The 17,752-nt window shown below is 71.2% G+C and carries 10 protein-coding genes and 1 pseudogene; 5 read left to right on the forward strand and 6 right to left on the reverse strand.

Annotation, left to right across the window (positions count from 1 at the left end; genetic code table 11):
• Positions 1-269: 269 nt before the first annotated feature.
• The 5 genes and pseudogenes from MXD95_RS05855 to MXD95_RS05875 all read right to left on the reverse strand — a co-directional run bounded on the left by MXD95_RS05855 (position 270) and on the right by MXD95_RS05875 (position 6,830).
• The gene (locus tag MXD95_RS05855) at positions 270-1,556 is read right to left on the reverse strand and encodes a cytochrome P450 (RefSeq protein ID WP_250639505.1); all 1,287 of its coding nucleotides are present in this window, start codon (positions 1,554-1,556) and stop codon (positions 270-272) included.
• A 400-nt stretch (positions 1,557-1,956) separates the two neighbouring features.
• Positions 1,957-2,223 (reverse strand): annotated as a pseudogene (locus tag MXD95_RS05860) (Uma2 family endonuclease); the annotation flags it as partial.
• Positions 2,224-2,339: 116 nt separating this feature from the next.
• Entirely contained in the window at positions 2,340-2,549 is a 210-nt protein-coding gene (locus MXD95_RS05865; protein ID WP_250639506.1) for a hypothetical protein, read from the reverse strand.
• Positions 2,550-2,766: 217 nt separating this feature from the next.
• Positions 2,767-6,297 carry a DEAD/DEAH box helicase gene (locus tag MXD95_RS05870; protein ID WP_250639507.1) on the reverse strand — a complete coding sequence of 1,177 codons (3,531 nt, stop codon included), beginning with the start codon at positions 6,295-6,297 and terminating at the stop codon, positions 2,767-2,769.
• Positions 6,298-6,359: 62 nt separating this feature from the next.
• Positions 6,360-6,830: a hypothetical protein gene (locus MXD95_RS05875; protein ID WP_250639508.1), complete on the reverse strand. Its 471-nt coding sequence runs from the start codon at positions 6,828-6,830 to the stop codon at positions 6,360-6,362.
• 1,092 nt (positions 6,831-7,922) lie between these two features.
• On the opposite strand from MXD95_RS05875, the gene MXD95_RS05880 reads away from it, so the two are divergent.
• Together MXD95_RS05880 and MXD95_RS05885 are read left to right on the forward strand one after the other, a co-directional pair.
• The gene (locus tag MXD95_RS05880) at positions 7,923-9,305 is read left to right on the forward strand and encodes an NtaA/DmoA family FMN-dependent monooxygenase (RefSeq protein WP_250639509.1); all 1,383 of its coding nucleotides are present in this window, start codon (positions 7,923-7,925) and stop codon (positions 9,303-9,305) included.
• Positions 9,306-9,319: 14 nt separating this feature from the next.
• Positions 9,320-10,696 (forward strand): M20/M25/M40 family metallo-hydrolase, encoded by a 1,377-nt coding sequence (locus MXD95_RS05885; RefSeq protein WP_250639510.1) that lies wholly within the window; start codon positions 9,320-9,322, stop codon positions 10,694-10,696.
• 145 nt (positions 10,697-10,841) lie between these two features.
• On the opposite strand, the gene MXD95_RS05890 is transcribed toward MXD95_RS05885, so the two are convergent.
• Positions 10,842-12,608, reverse strand: a complete 1,767-nt coding sequence (locus MXD95_RS05890) for a CocE/NonD family hydrolase (protein WP_250639511.1) — start codon at positions 12,606-12,608, stop codon at positions 10,842-10,844.
• A 1,745-nt stretch (positions 12,609-14,353) separates the two neighbouring features.
• Between MXD95_RS05890 and MXD95_RS05895 the strand changes: the two genes are divergently transcribed.
• From MXD95_RS05895 to MXD95_RS05905, 3 genes are all read left to right on the forward strand, one after another.
• Positions 14,354-15,703 (forward strand): LLM class flavin-dependent oxidoreductase, encoded by a 1,350-nt coding sequence (locus MXD95_RS05895; RefSeq protein ID WP_250639512.1) that lies wholly within the window; start codon positions 14,354-14,356, stop codon positions 15,701-15,703.
• A 119-nt stretch (positions 15,704-15,822) separates the two neighbouring features.
• Complete coding sequence (locus MXD95_RS05900; protein ID WP_250639513.1) at positions 15,823-17,022, forward strand: LLM class flavin-dependent oxidoreductase; 1,200 nt, start codon at positions 15,823-15,825, stop codon at positions 17,020-17,022.
• A 47-nt stretch (positions 17,023-17,069) separates the two neighbouring features.
• Positions 17,070-17,752, forward strand: a 683-nt coding sequence (locus MXD95_RS05905) for an alcohol dehydrogenase catalytic domain-containing protein (RefSeq protein ID WP_250639514.1), incomplete at its 3' end; no start/stop codon positions are given.

A 17,752-nucleotide genomic window follows, 5' to 3' on the forward strand; every position in this document is an offset into this window, starting at 1 on the left:
AGACGGCGGAGCCCAGGTCACCCAGCGCACCTGGGGCATGGTGTCCAGGTCGGCGCGCACCTCGGAGGTCGGCGACCGGAAGGTCAGCGAGGCGAGGTTGCCACACACGTCGAACGTCCGCCGCAGCGGCTTTCGCGATTGCGAACATCCTTCCGGCTATTTCTGCGCCAGGACGGGACCGCGAGCGCCAGGTAAACCTGGAAGCGGGTGTTGCCGGGCTCCGACTCGACGGTGATGTCGCCGTGGTGCAATGAAACCGCTGTACCGAGTCAGGGGGCGGATGGGGTGAAGAGCACCGGGAGGGACGAGGGGCCGCGGGTGATTCCCGGGGTGAACGTGACCTCGAATCCTGGCCGTAGCCGGTAGTCGGGGAGGGCGTCCAGGACCTCGGAGACAATGACGTTGAGTTCGAGGATCGCCAGCTGCTCACCGAGACACCGGTGGATGCCGTAGCCGAACGCCAGATGGGGACGCTCGTCCCGGTTCAGCGTGAAGTCATCGGGGTGGGAGTACACCCGCTCGTCGCGGTTCGCCGCGGCGAACAGCATGAGCACCTTGTCGCCTGGTGCAATCTGGTTGCCGTCAATCAGATGCGGGCAGGTGACGGTGCGGCCGATGCCGATCACCGGCGCATCGTGGCGCAGGCCCTCGTGGACGAACGCGGCGGTCAGCGTCGGGTCATCGCGGAGCTGTTCGCGCAGCTCGGGCTTGTCCGCCAGGTAGTGGAGCAGGCTGGCGGCGGACGACGCTGTTGTCTCGTGGCCGGCCAGCAGAAGTAGCAGCGCGATTCCCAGCGCCCGGTCGGCGGGAATCGGCTCGTCGTTCACCACGCCGTTGGCGAGCGCGTGCAGCAGACTGCCATCGTCCGGACCGCTCCGACGGGCATCGATGGCCTGACCGAGATAGCCGGCCAGGGCCTGCGACGCCGCGACGTTCGCCGCCGCGTCGCCGTCGTAGGCGCTGTGCAGCAGGGCGGTCGTCCAGGTACGGAACTGTCCCCAGTCCGGTTCGGGCAGACCAAGGACGACGGCGATCACCACCGACGGCACCTGCTCAGCCAGCGCCGGCACCAGATCGGCCTCACCCGACCCGCGAATCTCCTCCAGGCAGGCACGGACGATACGGCGCACCATCGGTTCCAGCGCGTCGATGGTCGCCTTGCGGAACCACGGGCCGAGGAAACGGCGATACTGGGTGTGTTCCGGCGGGTCGGTCTCCAGGGGAACGGCCCGAACGGGGATGCCGATGTCCGGGATGTTGACACCCTCCGCGCTGGAGTAGGTGGTGCTGTCCTTGCAGATCTTTATGATGTCCTCGTAGCGGCTGACCGCCCAGTGGCCGCCGAAACGCGAACTGTGGACGGCACCGGAGCGGGCCCGTACCGCGGCGAGGACCTGGTGGAGTACTTCGACGGTCCGCGGATCGGTGTAGTCGAAGTCGCTGACGAGCTCGTCGATCACACCAGACGGAACCTTCCCGGCGCCCACCGGCGCCGCGCTCGACGGCTCCGCGCTCGACGAATCCGTGGCCGGTTCGGTCGCGGCGTTGATACTCATCCGTGTTCCTCTCCGCGGGCGGTCATGCGGTATGACCTGGCTAAACAGGTCACGTCGACGAGGCACCTCCTGGCGGCCGCGCACGCCACCGGAGAAAACCTGAATCCCCCGCAAGTATCGCAGCGCGTCATGGAAGATTCAGCGTTTCGCCTCAGCCCGCCGGAAATCGACGCGTTCCATCGGCGACCGGCTCGCACAACGTCAACATCGGTTCCGACCAGGAAAAATACCGTTCCGATCCCAGATCGCCGCGACACCGCCAGCGCAGTTTATTTTCCCAGCCTGACCTGACGGCCAAATTTTTGCCATTTTTCGCCAAGAGACAGACGATCCGCCATCTGCCGGACGAACCGGAATTCGTCAAGGTCGTCGAGGCTGTACGGGCGACAGGGTGCCGATGTCAGGGCTGGGTCAGGTCGATCTTCATCGGAAACGGCGCGACGGCTTCGACCACGCCGGTGTGAACGTCGCCGACCCGGTAGGTCCGCGCAGCGGGATCAAGCACGTAGGTGTAAACCAACGGCACGCCAGTCGCTGACGGCTCGACCCGCCAGTAGAACTGGATGCCAGCCCGGGCATGCTGCTCTGGTTTGAAGACTCGGTCTGTGGTCTCTGAGCCTGGCGAGACCACCTCGCCGACCAGCAGGATGCTGTCTGGACGCATCGGCCCGGTACCGACACACCGGCTCGCAGCCGCGTCGCGGCGAACCTCCACGGACGCGGATGGACCTCGATGACCGACTCGCGACGTGCCAGGGTCAGGCCTCGCGGTGGCGCTGCCAGTCAGCGAAGGAGCTGGTCGAGGCTGTCGGCGGTCAGGACGCGGGCGGTCCAGGTCTGGAGCTGGTCGGCGGAGCCGTTGCGCACGGTGGTGAGCACCGCCTCGGGAACCGGACCGAACTTGAGCGTCAGCAGCTGGACCAGCGTGTCAGCCCGACCTTCCACACGACCTTCCACACGACCCTCAGCGCGGTGCAGCTCGGCGATGGTCATATATGCCTCCTCCGCGTCAGGCCCAAGAGCAATACACCGCGTCATGAGGCGTGGACGGACCCGACATGACCGCACCCTACCGACACCCACCGACACACCCACCCCAACGACACACGACACACAGCCGGAGGTCGGACAGTCCCGGGGCCAGCCATCGACCGCGGCGACCGCGTCGTTCGGGCGGGCGAGGCGGCCGGCCCGGCGTCGGGCACGGGCGCTACTCGGGCACGGCCTGGCAGTTCAGGTCGGATTTGCGGGACGAGGCGGTGATGCCGTTGTAGGCGGCGAGCCATCCCGTGGCGCGGTAGTCGCCCAGACGGGTGAACAGGGCCGCCCCACGGTTGGCGGGCAGCGCGTGGAGGTGCTTCGGGCGGGAATGGTCCGTGGGGCCACGATCGGCTGTGGAGCGGCGATCGACAGTGGGGCCCGGCTGGTCCGTGGGGGCGGGATAGTCGACTGGGCCGGCTGCGGTTGCGGCGGGCGGCGCGACGAGGTGGACGTCGGCGTCTGCCCACAGGACGGCGGTGAGTGACACCGGGCCGGCGATCGACACCTGGTGGCCGTGCTCGACGGCGGTGGCGTCGGTGGCGCGGTCGCGCAGCAGGGCGAGGTAGGCGGCGGCGTCCAGGCGGCAGTCGTGCGGCGCGCGGCCGACTGGCCAGTCGGGGTTGGACACGTCCCGCCGCCGGGCTGCGGTGAACAGGGCCGGCACGATCTGCTCGGCCGCGGGTGCCGTGGCCATCTGCTCGCAGATCCACAGCAGGCGCCCGGCGCCGCGGGGTGCGCCGAGTCGGCGCCAGCGGATCCGCCGGCCGAGGTCGGCGGCGCAGACGGCGACCCATGGATGCACGCTGCCCAGCCGGCCCTGCGCGGCGAGCCAGGCGAAGTACCGTGGCGCTTCGGCGAGAATCGGCGTGAGTACCGAGGTCGGGAGGCCGGCCACGGTGCGCGCCGGCCTGGTGAACAGGCGCGGGCTGGTGGCGACCAGCGCGAACGCGACCTGGGCCAGATCGCCGGGGGCGACTCCGGTCGCCGGGACGAGCCCCGGTGCCGAGCCAGGCCCGACTGCCACGCCAGGCCCAGGTGCCAACCCACGCCCGGTTGTGGCGGCAAGCCCGGCTCCCAGGACAAATGCAGGCGCTGTGGCAATCCCAATCCCGGCTCCTGGAGCGAGTCCGGGTGCTGACACGGGCGGCTGGGTGGAGTGGTCGATCTGGTCCGGACGGCCGCGGGCGCGCAGCAGCTTCGCCACCCAGGGACGCAGGCCCTCGTCGACCGGCGCCTCGGCGAACGAGGGCACGAGCCGGGCGAGCACACCACCCAGCGTCCACTCCGCCTGCTCGGGACCTGCGGGAACTGCCGTGTCACCCAGTGCGTCCCGCAGGTCGGTCCCGATCGAGACCGGCACCATGAGACGCGTGGTGAGCATCCCGAGCTCCGTGACGGTCAGCATCACCGCGGCGGGATCGGCATCCCGATCCGGCCCGGCGGGACCCGACAGGGAAAGGTATTCGCCGGCGACGAGCAGGTCGACGGCATCGGGCACCGGGCTGCCGCCGACGCCCATCCCGGCGCTGGCTCTGGTCTCGGTCCCGGCGCTGATGCTGGTGCCGGTGCTCGTGGCCGTCCCGGCGCCGGTCCCGGTTCCGATGGCGGTCGTGGCTGTGGTGGTCTGGTGGTGGGCGAGGGTGCTTCGCCACCAGGTCTCGGCGTCGGCGACGGTCGTGACGCGTCCCGTGGCGACCTCGGCGAGCAGGTGGTCAGCCAGGCCGTCGGCGATGTGTGAGCGCACGGTGTAGCCGTCGACGAGCCGGGCCTGCCAGCTCGGCCGTTCGCTCTCGTCACAGAGGAGGAACGCCCAGCCCTCAGTCTCCCCGGCGCCGACCCGGCCGGCCCGGCCAAACATCTGCTGGACGGTGGCGACGTCGATCCGGTCGAGGCCGACCGTCGTGTCGCGGACGATCACGGCGCGGGCGGGCAGGTTCACCCCGGCGGCCACGGTCGTCGTCGCCACGAGCACGTCGAGGCGACGGGCGCGGAAGTCGCGTTCGGCCGCATGGCGGTGTTCCCAGTCCTTGTAGTGCAGTCCGATCCGAACGCGGGCGCACAGCTGGTGCACCCGGTCGAGGTCGTCCGGGTCGACACCGGTGGTGACCGCGCCGCGGTCGGCGGCGAGGGCCAGCGCCGTCGCCCGCACGCCGCGTCGGCTCCCGCAGAACACCAGGACGCTGCCGCCGTCCTCGGCGATCTGCCGGGTGATGGCGACGGCCGCCCGCGTCCGGGCGAGGCTGTCGGCTCGGCGGTCCCGCGTCGCGGGGATCATCGGGAGCTGCCAGGTCAGCCGGGTGGGGCGCCAGTTGGTGCGCACGACCTCGGCGCCGAGCCAGGCCGCGATCTCGTCCGCGTTCGCCACCGTCGCCGACAGGCCGACGACCCGCACCGGCGAGTTTGTCCCCCGCACCCGGGCCAGCAGCGCCTCCAGCAGCGGCCCGCGGCCCGCGCTGCCAAGCAGGTGGATCTCGTCGACGATCAGGCAGGCCACGTCCGCCAATGCCGTACGCAGCGAGCTCGCCCGGCACACCGCCTCGAACTTCTCCGTCGTCGACACCCACAGGTCGGCATGGCGGGCCCGTTCGACGTCGGTGACGTACTCCCCCGACAGCCGCTGCACCCGCAGGCCGGAGCTCCGCCAGGCCTCCAGCTCCCGGTCGAGTTCGTCGGTCAGCGAGCGTTGCGGTACCAGCCAGGCCGCCTTGCGCCCGTCGCGCACGATGGCACGCAACGCCGCCAGCATACCGATCATGGTTTTGCCGGCACCGGTGGGGGCGACGACCAGCAGATGGGCATCGGTCAACAGCTGCGGCGCCGCCGCGGCCTGCGTCGGGTTCAGCGTTGGACGCGGCAGATGGTGGGCCCACTCGGACGGGACGAGCCGGTCTGCCGCCACCGGTGTCCAGTCGCCGGTGAACGGACCATCATGATTGTCCCAGGCCAGCTCGAACGCGTCCCGCGCCGCCATCGCCGCCGCCCCGGTCCGCGTGATCGGCCTGTGCCGGGCGGTGTTGGTCACCGGCAGCAGGCCGGCGGACACCCACAGCGGGGCAAGCCGGCCGTCCGGGCCGAGGGAGCTGAGCGTCTCCTGCTCGACGAGGTGCCGGATCCGTCGGTGCGACACGCCGGCCGAGGACAGCAGCGCATCGAGCCGGTCGAACGCCGGCCCGTCCGGCAGAAGCACCCGCAGATCGACCCCGGACGGGCACGCCGGCACCGTCGCCCGCGAATCCGTGATCTTGTGCCAGTGCAGGAGCCGACCCTCGGCCACGACGGCTGTCGCGGCGTTCGCGACGGTGACGGACGCGACGGAGGTGGCGGCGCCGGAGGTGGACGTGCCGAAGGCCGCTGTGGTGAAGCGGCGGCCCGCTGATTCGATCGCCGGCGTGGCGGCGGTGGACGCGTTGGTGGCGTCGGGCGAGGCGGCTGCCATGGGGGGCGGCGCGCTCAGCTGGCGGTAGGTGCGAACGCCCAGGTCCGCCAGCGTGTAGGTCGCCGGGCAGGTCGGGCAGACCAGCGCCACCCCGGAGATGGTCCGCCCGCCGAAGTCGTAGCGTTGGCGCAGGCAGTGCAGCGTCCCCGCGCAGTCCGGGCAGGGACGCGGCGCGACTTCCACGTGAAACCAGCCGGGATCGCCGAACCACGCCCGGGCCAGCGGCGGATCCACCCCCCACCGGGACAGCGCGATCTCCCGCACGCTGGGACCAGGCTGCGGCCCGCCTCCCCCGGCGCGAGCCGACGGCGAATGCGGCGCGGCCCTCACAGGCCCTGGCTCCCGGTATCGGCCGGGCCGCCGCCCGACTTCCCGCGCAGGAACAGGGGGACGTCGAAGGCGGGCTCGATGACCCGGGCAAAGCTGTCTCCGGTCAGTCCCGCCGCGAAGGGCCGGTCGAGGCGCAGGACGGCGACCGGCTCGTCCGGGTGGCGGCTTCCGCCAGAAATTCGATTTCCAGCAGATATTCGAAATTCCCAGGTCGACTCGACGTCAACCCGCTGGACGGCGGTCAGGTCGTGACCACGGCCTCGCCGGTCGTCCAGAGACCAGGTACCACTAAGTTCGGTATGAACCCGGACCGCAAGAACACCGGAATCCCGCACTGACCAGGTGAACATCTGCGCCTCGAACTGCTTACTCCAGCTCGCCCAATACATCCACCCTGTCCCGTCGGAGTCCAGTCCCAGGACGGCTTCCTCGGGCGCGCTCCGGTGCAGCGGCTGCTCAGTCCACATTCCCACGAGCGCCCTGGCTGACATCGTCCAAGTGTGGCGCACCACCGGGCGCCAAGCAGCCGGACCGCACCGCCAGATGGCCAGACATTCCTCGACGTCCATGATTGCCTACGCGGTGGCGCTGAAGAGGACGGCCTGCCAACCGGCCGCGCGGGCGCCCTCGACGCTCGGTGATACGCGGGCCGGGAGCTGCGCTCAGCCCCATCACAGGACTGACGCTCCGTGAATCTTCATCAAGCCCATAGACAAGAGTCCTATTGCGGGCTACGGTCGTCCCGGTCAGCCGGGAGAACGGACGGATCCATCCCGGTGCCGTCCGCTCCAGGTGACCGGCACACCAACGGCCGTCTCGGTGGCCGTGTCCTCGGACGGGCCCGGCTTTCCCGGGCCCCAGCGAAGGAGTGGACATGCCCGGAGCGACTCGTGACCTCCGCGGCCTTTCCACGCTGGCAGGCTGTGCCCCGGGCTGCGGCGGCGCGCCGGGGCCGGGGGCCGACCAGCCCGCGCGGCTGCTGACCCGGCGGCTGTCGATCGATCTCCACCGTTCCTCCAGCTGCCTGTGTCCTGGCGCCCGACGCCGCGCGCCGGGTCGCGTGAGCTCGCTGAGCTGACCTCACCCTCCACGGCTCTGGCCGCCACCACGCGTGCGGCGCTGACCGCGGCGAACGGGCGGCCTTCACTCGCCCCACCCGGCCTGCGTCCACGCCGATCGCATCAACCGCGCGTCAATCCTGCGCTCCGCGACGACGGTGGCCGTCGTCCCGTGGACGAAGGAAGCGTCACCGCAAAGCCATGCGGTGGCCGGCGCCCATGGGAACACGCGGACCGGGACCGGCAGGCCTTCAGGCCTTCAGGCCTTCAGGCCAGAAAAGAACAGGAACTCGATGACCAGCGCGCTGTCCCGGACTGCGGTTCGACTCCCAGGTGCTGTTCCATCCGGACTCGGGCCGCCTGCATGCCGACCGTGCCGTCGCCGCCGGCCTCGCCCTCGATGGCACCCGACCCGATCCCCGGTTCGCCTCCGCCCGCTGACCCGTTGACCCGTTGACCCGTTGACCCGTTGACCCGCGCGCAGAATCGAGGCATCTCCCGATGACCAGACCACGCAAGCAGATCATCCTCGGTCACTACGTGGGCGGGGTGAACCACTCGACCCTGTGGTCCCACCCGAATGCCGGCAGCCAGATCGACTTCGCGACGTTCCGCCACGCGGCCCAGACGGCCGAGCGCGGCCGGTTCGACTTCTTCTTCCTCGCCGAGGGCCTGATCCTGCGCGAACGCCAGGGGAAGATCTTTGACCAGGACGTCGTCGGACGGCCCGACACGCTTACGGTGCTCGCGTCGCTCGCCGCCGTCACCGAGCATCTGGGGCTCGTCGGCACGCTCAACGCGACCTTCAACGAGCCGTATGAGCTGGCCCGTCAACTGGCTTCCCTGGACCATCTCAGCGGCGGGCGGGCCGGCTGGAACGTGGTGACCTCGTTCGATCCGTTCACGGGGCAGAACTTCCGCCGCGGTGGCTTCCTGCATCGCGACGACCGGTACGTGCGCGCCGAGGAGTTCGTCGCCCTGGCCCGCCAGCTGTGGGATTCCTGGCCCGCCGACGCGATCACAGCGGACGCCGAGCACGGCCGCTTCCTGCGCGACGCCACGGCCGGAACCTTCGGCCACCATGGCCGCCAGTTCGACGTGGCCGGCCGGTTCACCGTGCCGCGCAGCCCGCAGGGACGGCCGGTGGTGCTGCAGGCCGGGGTGTCCCCACAGGGCCGGGACTTCGCCGCCGCCACCGCCGACGCCATCTTCTCGCCGTACCGCGAACTCGGGCCGGCCCAGGAGTACTACCGCGACATCCAGGACCGGGTGGTACGCGCCGGCCGGCCGGCGGGCTCGGTGAAGCTGCTGCCCGGCGGTGCGTTCGTCCTCGGCGACACCCCCGCCGACGCCGCGGAGCGAGCCCGCGAGATCGCCCACGCGCAGGTCAGCGGGCAGACCGCGCAGATCCTGCTGGAGACCGTCTGGAACCGGGATCTCTCCGGCTACGACCCCGACGGCCCGCTGCCCGACGTCGACCCGGACCCGACCGGCCCGCTGGTGATCCAGGGCCGCGCACGGCTCGCCCAGGACCCGTTCGAGACGGTGCGCGGGTGGCGGGCGCTCGCCGAGGCGAACGGCTACTCGCTGCGAGAGCTCGCCATCCGGGTCTTCGCCCACACCGAGTTCGTCGGCACCCCGACCCAGATCGCCGACCGGCTCGACCACTTCGTTCAGAACGACGGCTCGGACGGCTTCATCGTCGGCTCGCACCTGACTCCCGGTGGGATCGACGAGTTCGTCGACCAGGTCGTCCCGCTGCTGCAGGAACGCGGCTCGCTGCGGGCCGACTACAGCGGCACGACGCTGCGGGACAACCTGGACCTTCCCCTGCGTCCGGGCGACGCCGGCCGGACACTGCGGGATGTCGAGGTGCCGGCCTGACGGAGCATGCCGCCATGACCGATCATGCCTTCGTGACGAAAGACGCCCCCGCGGACCGGGCGGCCGAGGCCGAGGCCGAGGTGGTGACGCTGGCCAGCGAGCTGATCGCGATCGATACCACCAACCGCGGGGATCCGGACATCGCCGGTACGGAGCGGCCGGCGGCGCAGTACGTCGGCGCGAAGCTCGCCGAGGTCGGCTACGAGCCGACCTACGTGGAGTCAGGGGTCCGCCGCGGCAACGTCGTCGTCCGGCTGCCTGGAGCGGATCCGGCCCGAGGCGCGCTGCTGGTCCACGGCCACCTGGACGTGGTCCCCGCCGACCCCGACGAGTGGACCGTCCACCCGTTCTCCGGGGAGGTTCGCGACGGCTTCGTCTGGGGACGCGGCGCCGTCGACATGAAGGGGATGGTCGCGATGACCCTGGCCGTCGCCCGCCGGTTGCGGCGCGACGGGATCGTGCCGCCGCGGGACCTGGTCTTCGCGTTTCTCGCCGACGAGGAGGCCGGCGGGCTGCTCGGCGCGCGCTGGCTGGTCGACCATCACCCCGAGCTGTTCGAGGGGGTAAGCGAGGCGATCGGCGAGGTCGGCGGCTTCTCGGTGACCCTGCCCGGCCGACCCACCGGGTCCGCGACGCCCGCGGGCCCGGTCCGGGCGTACCTGGTGGAGGTCGCCGAGAAGGGTTCGCTCTTGCTGCGGCTGACCGCTCGCGGCAGCGCTGGGCACGCCGCGATGCTGCACGACGACAATCCGATCGTCACGCTCGCCGCGGCCGTGACCAGGCTCGCCGCGCACCGCTTCCCCCTGCTGCTGACCGACCCCGTCCGCCGGCTGCTCGACGGCGTCGCGGAGCTGACGGGCGTGCCCTTCGACGAGCATGACCCGCAGGCCGCGGTCGACCGGCTCGGGAATCTCGCCCGGCTGGTCGGCGCCTCGCTGCGGGATACCGCGAACGTCACCCTGGTCGACGCCGGCTACCGGGCCAATGTCGTGCCGTCGACGGCGACCGCGACCGTCGACTGCCGGTTCCTGCCGGGGCGCGAGGAGGCGTTTACCCGCGAACTGCTCGAGCTGCTCGGTCCGGGCGTCGAGGCGGTGTGGGGCTCGCTGCCCGCCGTGGGTACCAGCTTCGAGGGTGCTCTGGTCGACGCGATGGCGCGGGCGATCGACGCTGAGGATCCGGGGGCACGGCTGCTGCCGTATCTCCTGCCGGCCAGTACCGACGCGAAGTCGTTCGCCCGCCTCGGCATCCGCCACTTCGGCTTCGCCCCGCTGCGCCTGCCCCCGGAGCTCGACTTCACCGCACTGTTTCACGGCGTGGACGAGCGGGTGCCCGTCGATGCTCTGACCTTCGGCACCCGCGTCCTCGACCGTCTCCTGCGCGACTGCTGAGCCAGTTCACCGCTGGCCCGGTCCACCGCGGGCCTGAAACACCACGGGCCCGGAACACCACGGGCCCGTGCACGGCGATGCCCGCGCCACCACCGAAGCATCCTGTGGTGGCGCGGGCGTCGGTCGTCCCGTCCGGGCCTGCGGGTCAGCCCAGCGGAACGTTCAGCGCGGAGGGGTCGGCGGTCGGCGAGCTGAACGCCACGGTGCCGCCAGACCGGTCCAGATCCGTGTACAGGCTGTCCTTGGTGTCGATCACCAGGGACAGACGATGACCGGGGAGGAGGTCGCGGGCGAGCGGATCGAACGTCACCGATGCCTTCAACGCCTGGCCGGGCGTCGCCTCGAGATAGCTGTAGACCCCCTTGCTGATGAACTCCGAGCCGCCGTCCGGCGCGGTGTCATACAGGTAGGCCACGATCGTCCCGGTGTCGACGTTCGGAGTCAGGGTGACGTCCAGGGTGGGAACGCCGCGGATGCGTTGCGTCGTGCTGACCGCCGCGCCCTCCCAGACGGCACCGTCGGCACGGTTGACCGTGAACAGCCGAATCGGAGCTGGAAGGTTCAGAACCTCCTGAAGATAGGTGCCGACGAAAATGAGGCCAGCGTTCGCCGTGGTGTCCGTGCCGGAATTGATCGTGGTCGACCAGGTGCCGGTCGGGGCGGTGGCGGACAACCCGCCGGTGCCGAAGACCGCCGGGCCCAGGCGCAGCTTCGACGTGGACCGGGTCACCGAGGCCCAGTCCGGGTAGGTCTCGACCGCACCGCCATCGACGGTGATCTGCACGGCGGGTGGCGCCGTGGCCTTCGCCGCGGCGGAGCCGGGACGGAGGTAACGGTCGAACCAGTCCCACGCCGACGACCACAGGGCGCTCGGGAATCCGAACAGGCCGCCGAACTCGTTGTTGGCATGATCGCCAGGGGCCAGCCGAAGTGCCTTCGGACCGGTGAGTGACGTGAAGAACTCGATCTGTGGGATCGGGGAGAAGAAGTTGTCGTTGTACCCGGCCGCCAGGAAGATCGGGACCTTGCGGGCATTGATGTCGCTGAGATACCTGCTGGCGCCGCGGATCTTCGCCCACGCCAGGACCGCCTGCATGTTGCGCTGCGCAGAGTAGTCGTTAAGGTAGTCGGTCACCTCCTGCCCCTGCTGGCCGTCGATGCTCCGGATCGTCTCCAGCAGGTTCACGGCGGCCTTGTGCCGAGTGTTCGCGGCGTAGAGCGAGTAGGCGAGGTCGGTCCATCCGCTCAGGGAGGCCACGGCCTTGACCCGCGGGTCGGCCCCGGCAGCGAGCAGCGCGATTCCGGCGCCGTAGGAGAGGCCAGCGGCGCCGATCCGCTGCGGGTCGGCGGGGGTGTTCGCGAGTGCCCAGGTGATGATGTCGGAGGCGTCCGTGACATCCAGTGGCCCACCCACATCGACGGTTCCACCGGAGCTGAAAAAGCCCCGCGTGTTGTAGCTGACGACTACGTAGCCCCGCTTTACCAGGTCATTGATCTGGGTGGTGTACGTCGAGTCGGGGAAGCCCCAGGGCGATGGGACCAGGGCAAGCGGATGCAGGCCCGGCCCGGCGGGCGTGCCCACCAATGCGGTTAGTTTTGTGCCGTCTCGCACCGTAATCGTGACCTCGCGATTCCCGCTGGCCGGCGTGGCGGCGGGGCTGGTCGCGGCGGAGCTGGTGCCGGCGGGATGGGTTGGGGCGGAGCTGACCGCGGCGGCCGACGCCGGCGGCGCGCCCACACCCGGCGTCGGGGTCGTGACCGACGCGGTCGCGGCCGCCGTCACCCCGTCCCCGGGCCGCACAGCCCCCGAGGAACTGCAGGCGGCGATCGCCACGGTTGCCGCGAGCAGCAGCAGCAGCGCCGCGGGTAAGCCGCGCGCCCGGCGGCGCGGCGCGATTCTTTTGCGGACCATCAGGACTCCCATGAGCAAGGGCGCAGCGGGGCAACCGGGTGCATGGAGGGCACGCTGTCCGTCCAGGTGACGTACAGCACTCGTGGGGGTCGTTCAGGTTATTCCGCAGTGCACTTGGAAGCAGTACGACCGATCCACCCATGCATCGGCGAGACAACGTCGTGCCGTCGCCCGCCAACGATCACGAAAAAACGACCGCGAGCGGGCACATTGTCCCGGCTCGGGAGACTAGAGCATTCCGGCGCCACGCGCCCGGAATATGCCTCTGACCTCGAAGGATTCAGTACTGAACGCGCCGCTTCGGCATCCGAGAGATTCGCGGCTATTTCCCCGAGGGAAAACATCTTCGAAGCGCGTAGAGCAATAATGTGCCTAGACCCGCGGCCACCTCGAGGTCGCACGTGCGGACATGGCGTCGGCGCCTGGGTTCCGCATGACGCCATGGCAGGGAACCATCACCATCCCAGGATCCATCGAAAACCATACAGGGTCAACGGAAGTCGATACTCCGCCCACGGCCAGCGGTAAGCGCTCCGGTCTTCTCCTGGTGCGGCGGGATGCCACAGTCAAGCCGAGCACCGTGCCGGCGCGGAACGCGCAGCGAGGAAGTCCCGTGTGGGGTTGGCGAATACCTGAGAAACCGCTGTGCGTAGAACGAGACGAAGGAGAAGGCCGCGAACTGGCTCCTGCGCCACAGCCGGGTCAAGCCAAGGCCAGCCAGGGCACCCGGTGGCTGGTGCTGACGGCTGGTGCTGACGGACTGACGGGCTGGCGGATTGACGGAAAGTGGGGACACTGCTGTCCAGAGTCGCCACGCCGAGGCCGCCGGTGGGACGTCATGGCGAACCCCACCAAGTCCGTAGACAAGGCCCCACCATCGGGCTACGTTCGTTACGGGGTCGGCTTCACCCTGCGGATCGCGGGTCAGGTTCGCCCGCGGATCGGGCTGGTTGGGGTGCCGGCCGCGCCCACAGCGGCGGGACAGCGCGGGTCTGGCCGCAGGCCTCGGTCGAGGGAGTGACGACATGTCGGCAGCGCCTCCACCCGCCGACGATCACCGCGCCGATCACGGCCGTGCCCGCGGGCACCGCCCCGTCCGCCGCAGCCATCCCACCCACCAGCACCGCCGCGTCCATCGGCATCTGACCCGTCGCATTCCCATTGACCTACGCCGATCGTCGAGCGCCCTGTGTCCGCCGGCCGGGTCCGCGGCTCCCACGGCCCACCCGGCGTCGGCGCGCCTCCCCCGCGTCTGAGCCGGCGTCCAACGCCATCCGAGCACGCCGCCCCGGTCAGCCGGCCGGCGGCGGGCCACTGCCGGAGACCAGGCCGCCGAAGACCAGGCCGCGGTCGGTGGCGCGGATTGCGCGGGATTGCGCCACGGTGCTCCGGCTGGCAGGCCGCCGATCAGAGAGGAACTCGGAGGCGGGCGCGCCCGGCACCGCAGGCGGGCCGGACGCCTCGGATAGGCCCGACATCGCAGGTGGACCTGCCGGCGGGCGGTCGCATCCAGGGTGGCCCGCGTCATAAGACACGGGGCCCCTACCCGTCTCCCACCGCCGGTGGCCGGAACCAGCCGGTGGGCGCCCTCGACCGCCAGGCACCCGGGCTGGCGCCCGCGCCGAACCATCCCCCGTCCACCCCTCGGTCCCTCGTGGGCACCCGCCACTCGATGTCCGCCTGGTCCCCTCCCGCCCGAGATCCGCGCTCGAAAGACTCGAAAGACTCGAAAGAAAGGCCCAGCCATGAGTGAGATCCCGCTGGCAGTCCTCGATCTCGTTCCGGTCAGCGACGGCTCGAACACCGGCGCGGCCCTGCGGAACACGGTCGATCTCGTCCAGGCCGCGGAGCGCTTCGGCTACCAGCGGTACTGGTTCGCCGAGCACCATCTCAACCCGGGGGTCGTCGGCTCCTCTCCGGCCGTCGCCATCGCCTTGGTGGCAGGCGCGACCTCGACGATCCGCCTCGGTTCCGCCGGGGTGCAAAGCGGGCACCGCACGCCGCTGTCCGTCGTCGAGGAGTTCGGCCTCATCTCCGCCCTGCACCCCGGCCGCCTCGACCTGGGCATCGGCCGCTCCCCCAGCCGCCGCTCCCCGCAGGACGCCGACGGCGGCGCTCCAAACGGCAGCGCTCCAAACGGCAGCACTCCGAACGGCGGAGCTCCCAACGGCGGAGCCCCCAATGGCAGCGCCGCCAGCAACAGTGCCATCAACGACAGCGCCACCAACGACAGCGCCGTCGGCGCCGGGACGGCCGATGCCACGGTTGATGCGCGTGAGCGGGAATTGGCCGTCGCCGCGCTGGACGCCTACCGGGCCTCTCGCGGAAAGGGCAACCACAGCGCCGACCTCCGCGCGGCCAACGGACTGCTGCTGCCCAAGCAGGTCGACCTGGCAAAGCTGATCACTCCTCGAAAGATCAGCCTGCTGACCGGGTTGCTGCAGCAACCCGGCGCGTACGCCCCGAGCTACGCGGAGCAGGTGGACGAGATCCTGGCCCTGCTCGCCGGCACGTACCGTTCCGCCGACGGGCTGGAGGCGCACGCCAGTCCTGGCGAGGGCGCGCAGGTGGAGGTCTGGATCCTCGGCGCCTCCGGAGGCTCGAGCGCCGATGTGGCCGGGGCGCACAGCCTGCGGTTCGCCGCTTCCTACCATCACAGCCCGAGCACGGTGCTGGACGCGGTGGACGCCTACCGGGCGGCGTTCCGGCCGTCGGCCGAGCTCGCCGAGCCGTACATCTCGGTCTCCGCGGACGTGGTCGTCGGCGAGGACGACGCGAGCGCCGCCCGCCTCGCCTCCGGCTACGGCCTGTGGGTGCGCAGTATCCGCACCGGCGCCGGTGCGATGCCCTACGCGAGCCCGGAGCAGGCCGCGGCGCACGTCTGGACCGACGAGGACCGTGACCTCGTCGTCGATCGCACGCAGACCCAACTGGTCGGCTCGCCGAGCACCGTCGCCGACCGGCTCGAGCAGCTGCGGGAGGCGACCGGCGCCCAGGAACTCGCCGTCACGACGATCACCCACCAGCATGCCGACCGGGTCCGCTCCTACGAGCTGCTCGCCGAGGAATGGCGCCGCCGCGGCCACTTCGGCTGAACCGCCGGAGCGCTGCTGGAGCACCGCCGCAGTGCCGCCGACATCGTCACCGCCGACATCGTCACTGCCGACATCGTCCGACTTGCCGGAGCCCCGACAGGTCGAAAGAGAGGATCACCATGGCCGTACCCGATCCGCTGCATCTCGCCGTGGCCCTCGATGGCGCGGGATGGCACCCGGCGGCATGGCGGGAACCGAGCGCCCGCCCCCGGGACCTGCTCACCGCCGGCTACTGGACGGACCTCGTCACCGAGGCCGAACACGGCCTGCTGGACTTCGTCACCATCGAGGACGCCCTCGCCCTGCAGTCCGACCGCCTGGGCGTCCCCGACGACCGCACCGACCGGGTCCAGGGACGCCTCGACGCGGTGCTCATCGCCGCCCGGGTGGCCCCGCTGACCTCCCGGGTCGGGCTGGTGCCGGCCACGTCCGTGCTGAACACCGAGCCGTTCCACATCTCCAAGGCCATCGCGACCCTGGACTACACCAGCGGCGGACGGGCGGGCTGGCGGGCGCAGCTCGGTCGGCCGGCGGAGGTGCCCCACATCGGCCGGCGCGAGGCGCGCCTGCTCACCCTCGAGACCATCAACGCCCCCGAGAACCAGGCGCTGATCGCCGAATCGTTCGAAGAGGCCGCCGACTACGTGGAGGTGGTACGCCGCCTGTGGGACAGCTGGGAGGACGACGCCGAGATCCGCGACGTCGCCACCGGGCGCTTCGTCGACCGGGACAAGCTGCACTACATCGACTTCGAAGGCCGCTGGTTCAGCGTCCGCGGGCCGTCGATCACGCCGCGGCCGCCGCAGGGCCAGCCGCCGGTCACGGCGCTGGCACATGCGACCGTCCCCTACCGGTTCGCCGCCCGGGCCACCGACATCATCTACGTCACCCCGCACGACGCCGAGCAGGCCCGCACGATCATCGCCGAGGTGCGCGACGAGCAGGACCGGGCCGGACGGGCCGGCGAGACCCTGCACGTCTTCGCCGACCTTGAGGTTCTGCTCGACGACACCACCGAGGCCGCCGCCGAACGGCAGTCCCGGCTCGACGGACGGCTCGAGAGCCCGTACCGCTCCGACGCGCGCATCTTCGCCGGGACGCCCTCGGACCTCGCCGATCTGCTGGTGGACTGGCAGAATGCCGGGATCACCGGCTACCGGCTGCGGCCCGCCGTCCTGCCCGACGACCTGCTCGCCATCACCCGTCAGCTGGCCCCCGAGCTCGCCCGTCGCGGCCGGTTCCGCACCGGATACGACGCCTCGACCCTGCGCGGCCATCTCGGCCTCACCCGCCCGGCAAACCGCTACGCCGCCCTCTGACGACCGGCGCCGGCGCCCTCCCACCCGTGTCTGAAAGGACCTTCGCGATGCCCAGCGCCTATGTGTTCACCGCCGACGGCGGGCCCGAGGTGGAGCGGTTCGTGGACCTGCCGCGTCCCACTCCGGGCGACGGCGAGCTGCTGATCGCGGTGCGGGCGGCCGGGGTGAACCCCGCCGACTGGAAGCTCCGCGCCGGCCTGCGGATACCGGGCTCGACGGTGACGCTGCCGGCGGTGTTCGGCCTGGAGGCGGCCGGCGTCGTCGTCGAGGTGGGGCCGGGCGTCGAGGGGTTCGCCGTCGGCGACGAGGTGTTCGGCGGCCCGACGACCGGCGGCTACGCGGAGTTCACCCTGCTGCCGGCCGAGCGAGCCGCTCACAAACCGGAGAAGGTGTCGTTCACGGATGCCGCGGCGCTGCCGGTCGGGGCCGGCACGGCCTACGACGCGATCGCTCAGCTCGCGCTGCCGCCCGGAGCCACCCTTCTGATCATCGGGGTAGGCGGCGGAGTCGGCGTCGCCGCGGCCCAGCTCGCCAGGCACGCCGGACTGACCGTGATCGGCACGGCGAGCCCGCGGAAGAAGGCGTTCGTCGAATCTCTCGGGGTCCGCCATGTCGCCTCGGGTCCCGGGGGGGGCGCCCCCCGGGGGGGGGGGGGGCCCCCCCCGCCCCCCCCCGCTTCGCCTGTGGGCTTCAGCTGGTGGCCGCCCGGCGATACGCACGGATACTCAGC

Source organism: Frankia sp. AiPa1, from assembly GCF_023243075.1.
In the GTDB taxonomy this organism is placed as follows: Bacteria; Actinomycetota; Actinomycetes; order Frankiales; family Frankiaceae; genus Frankia.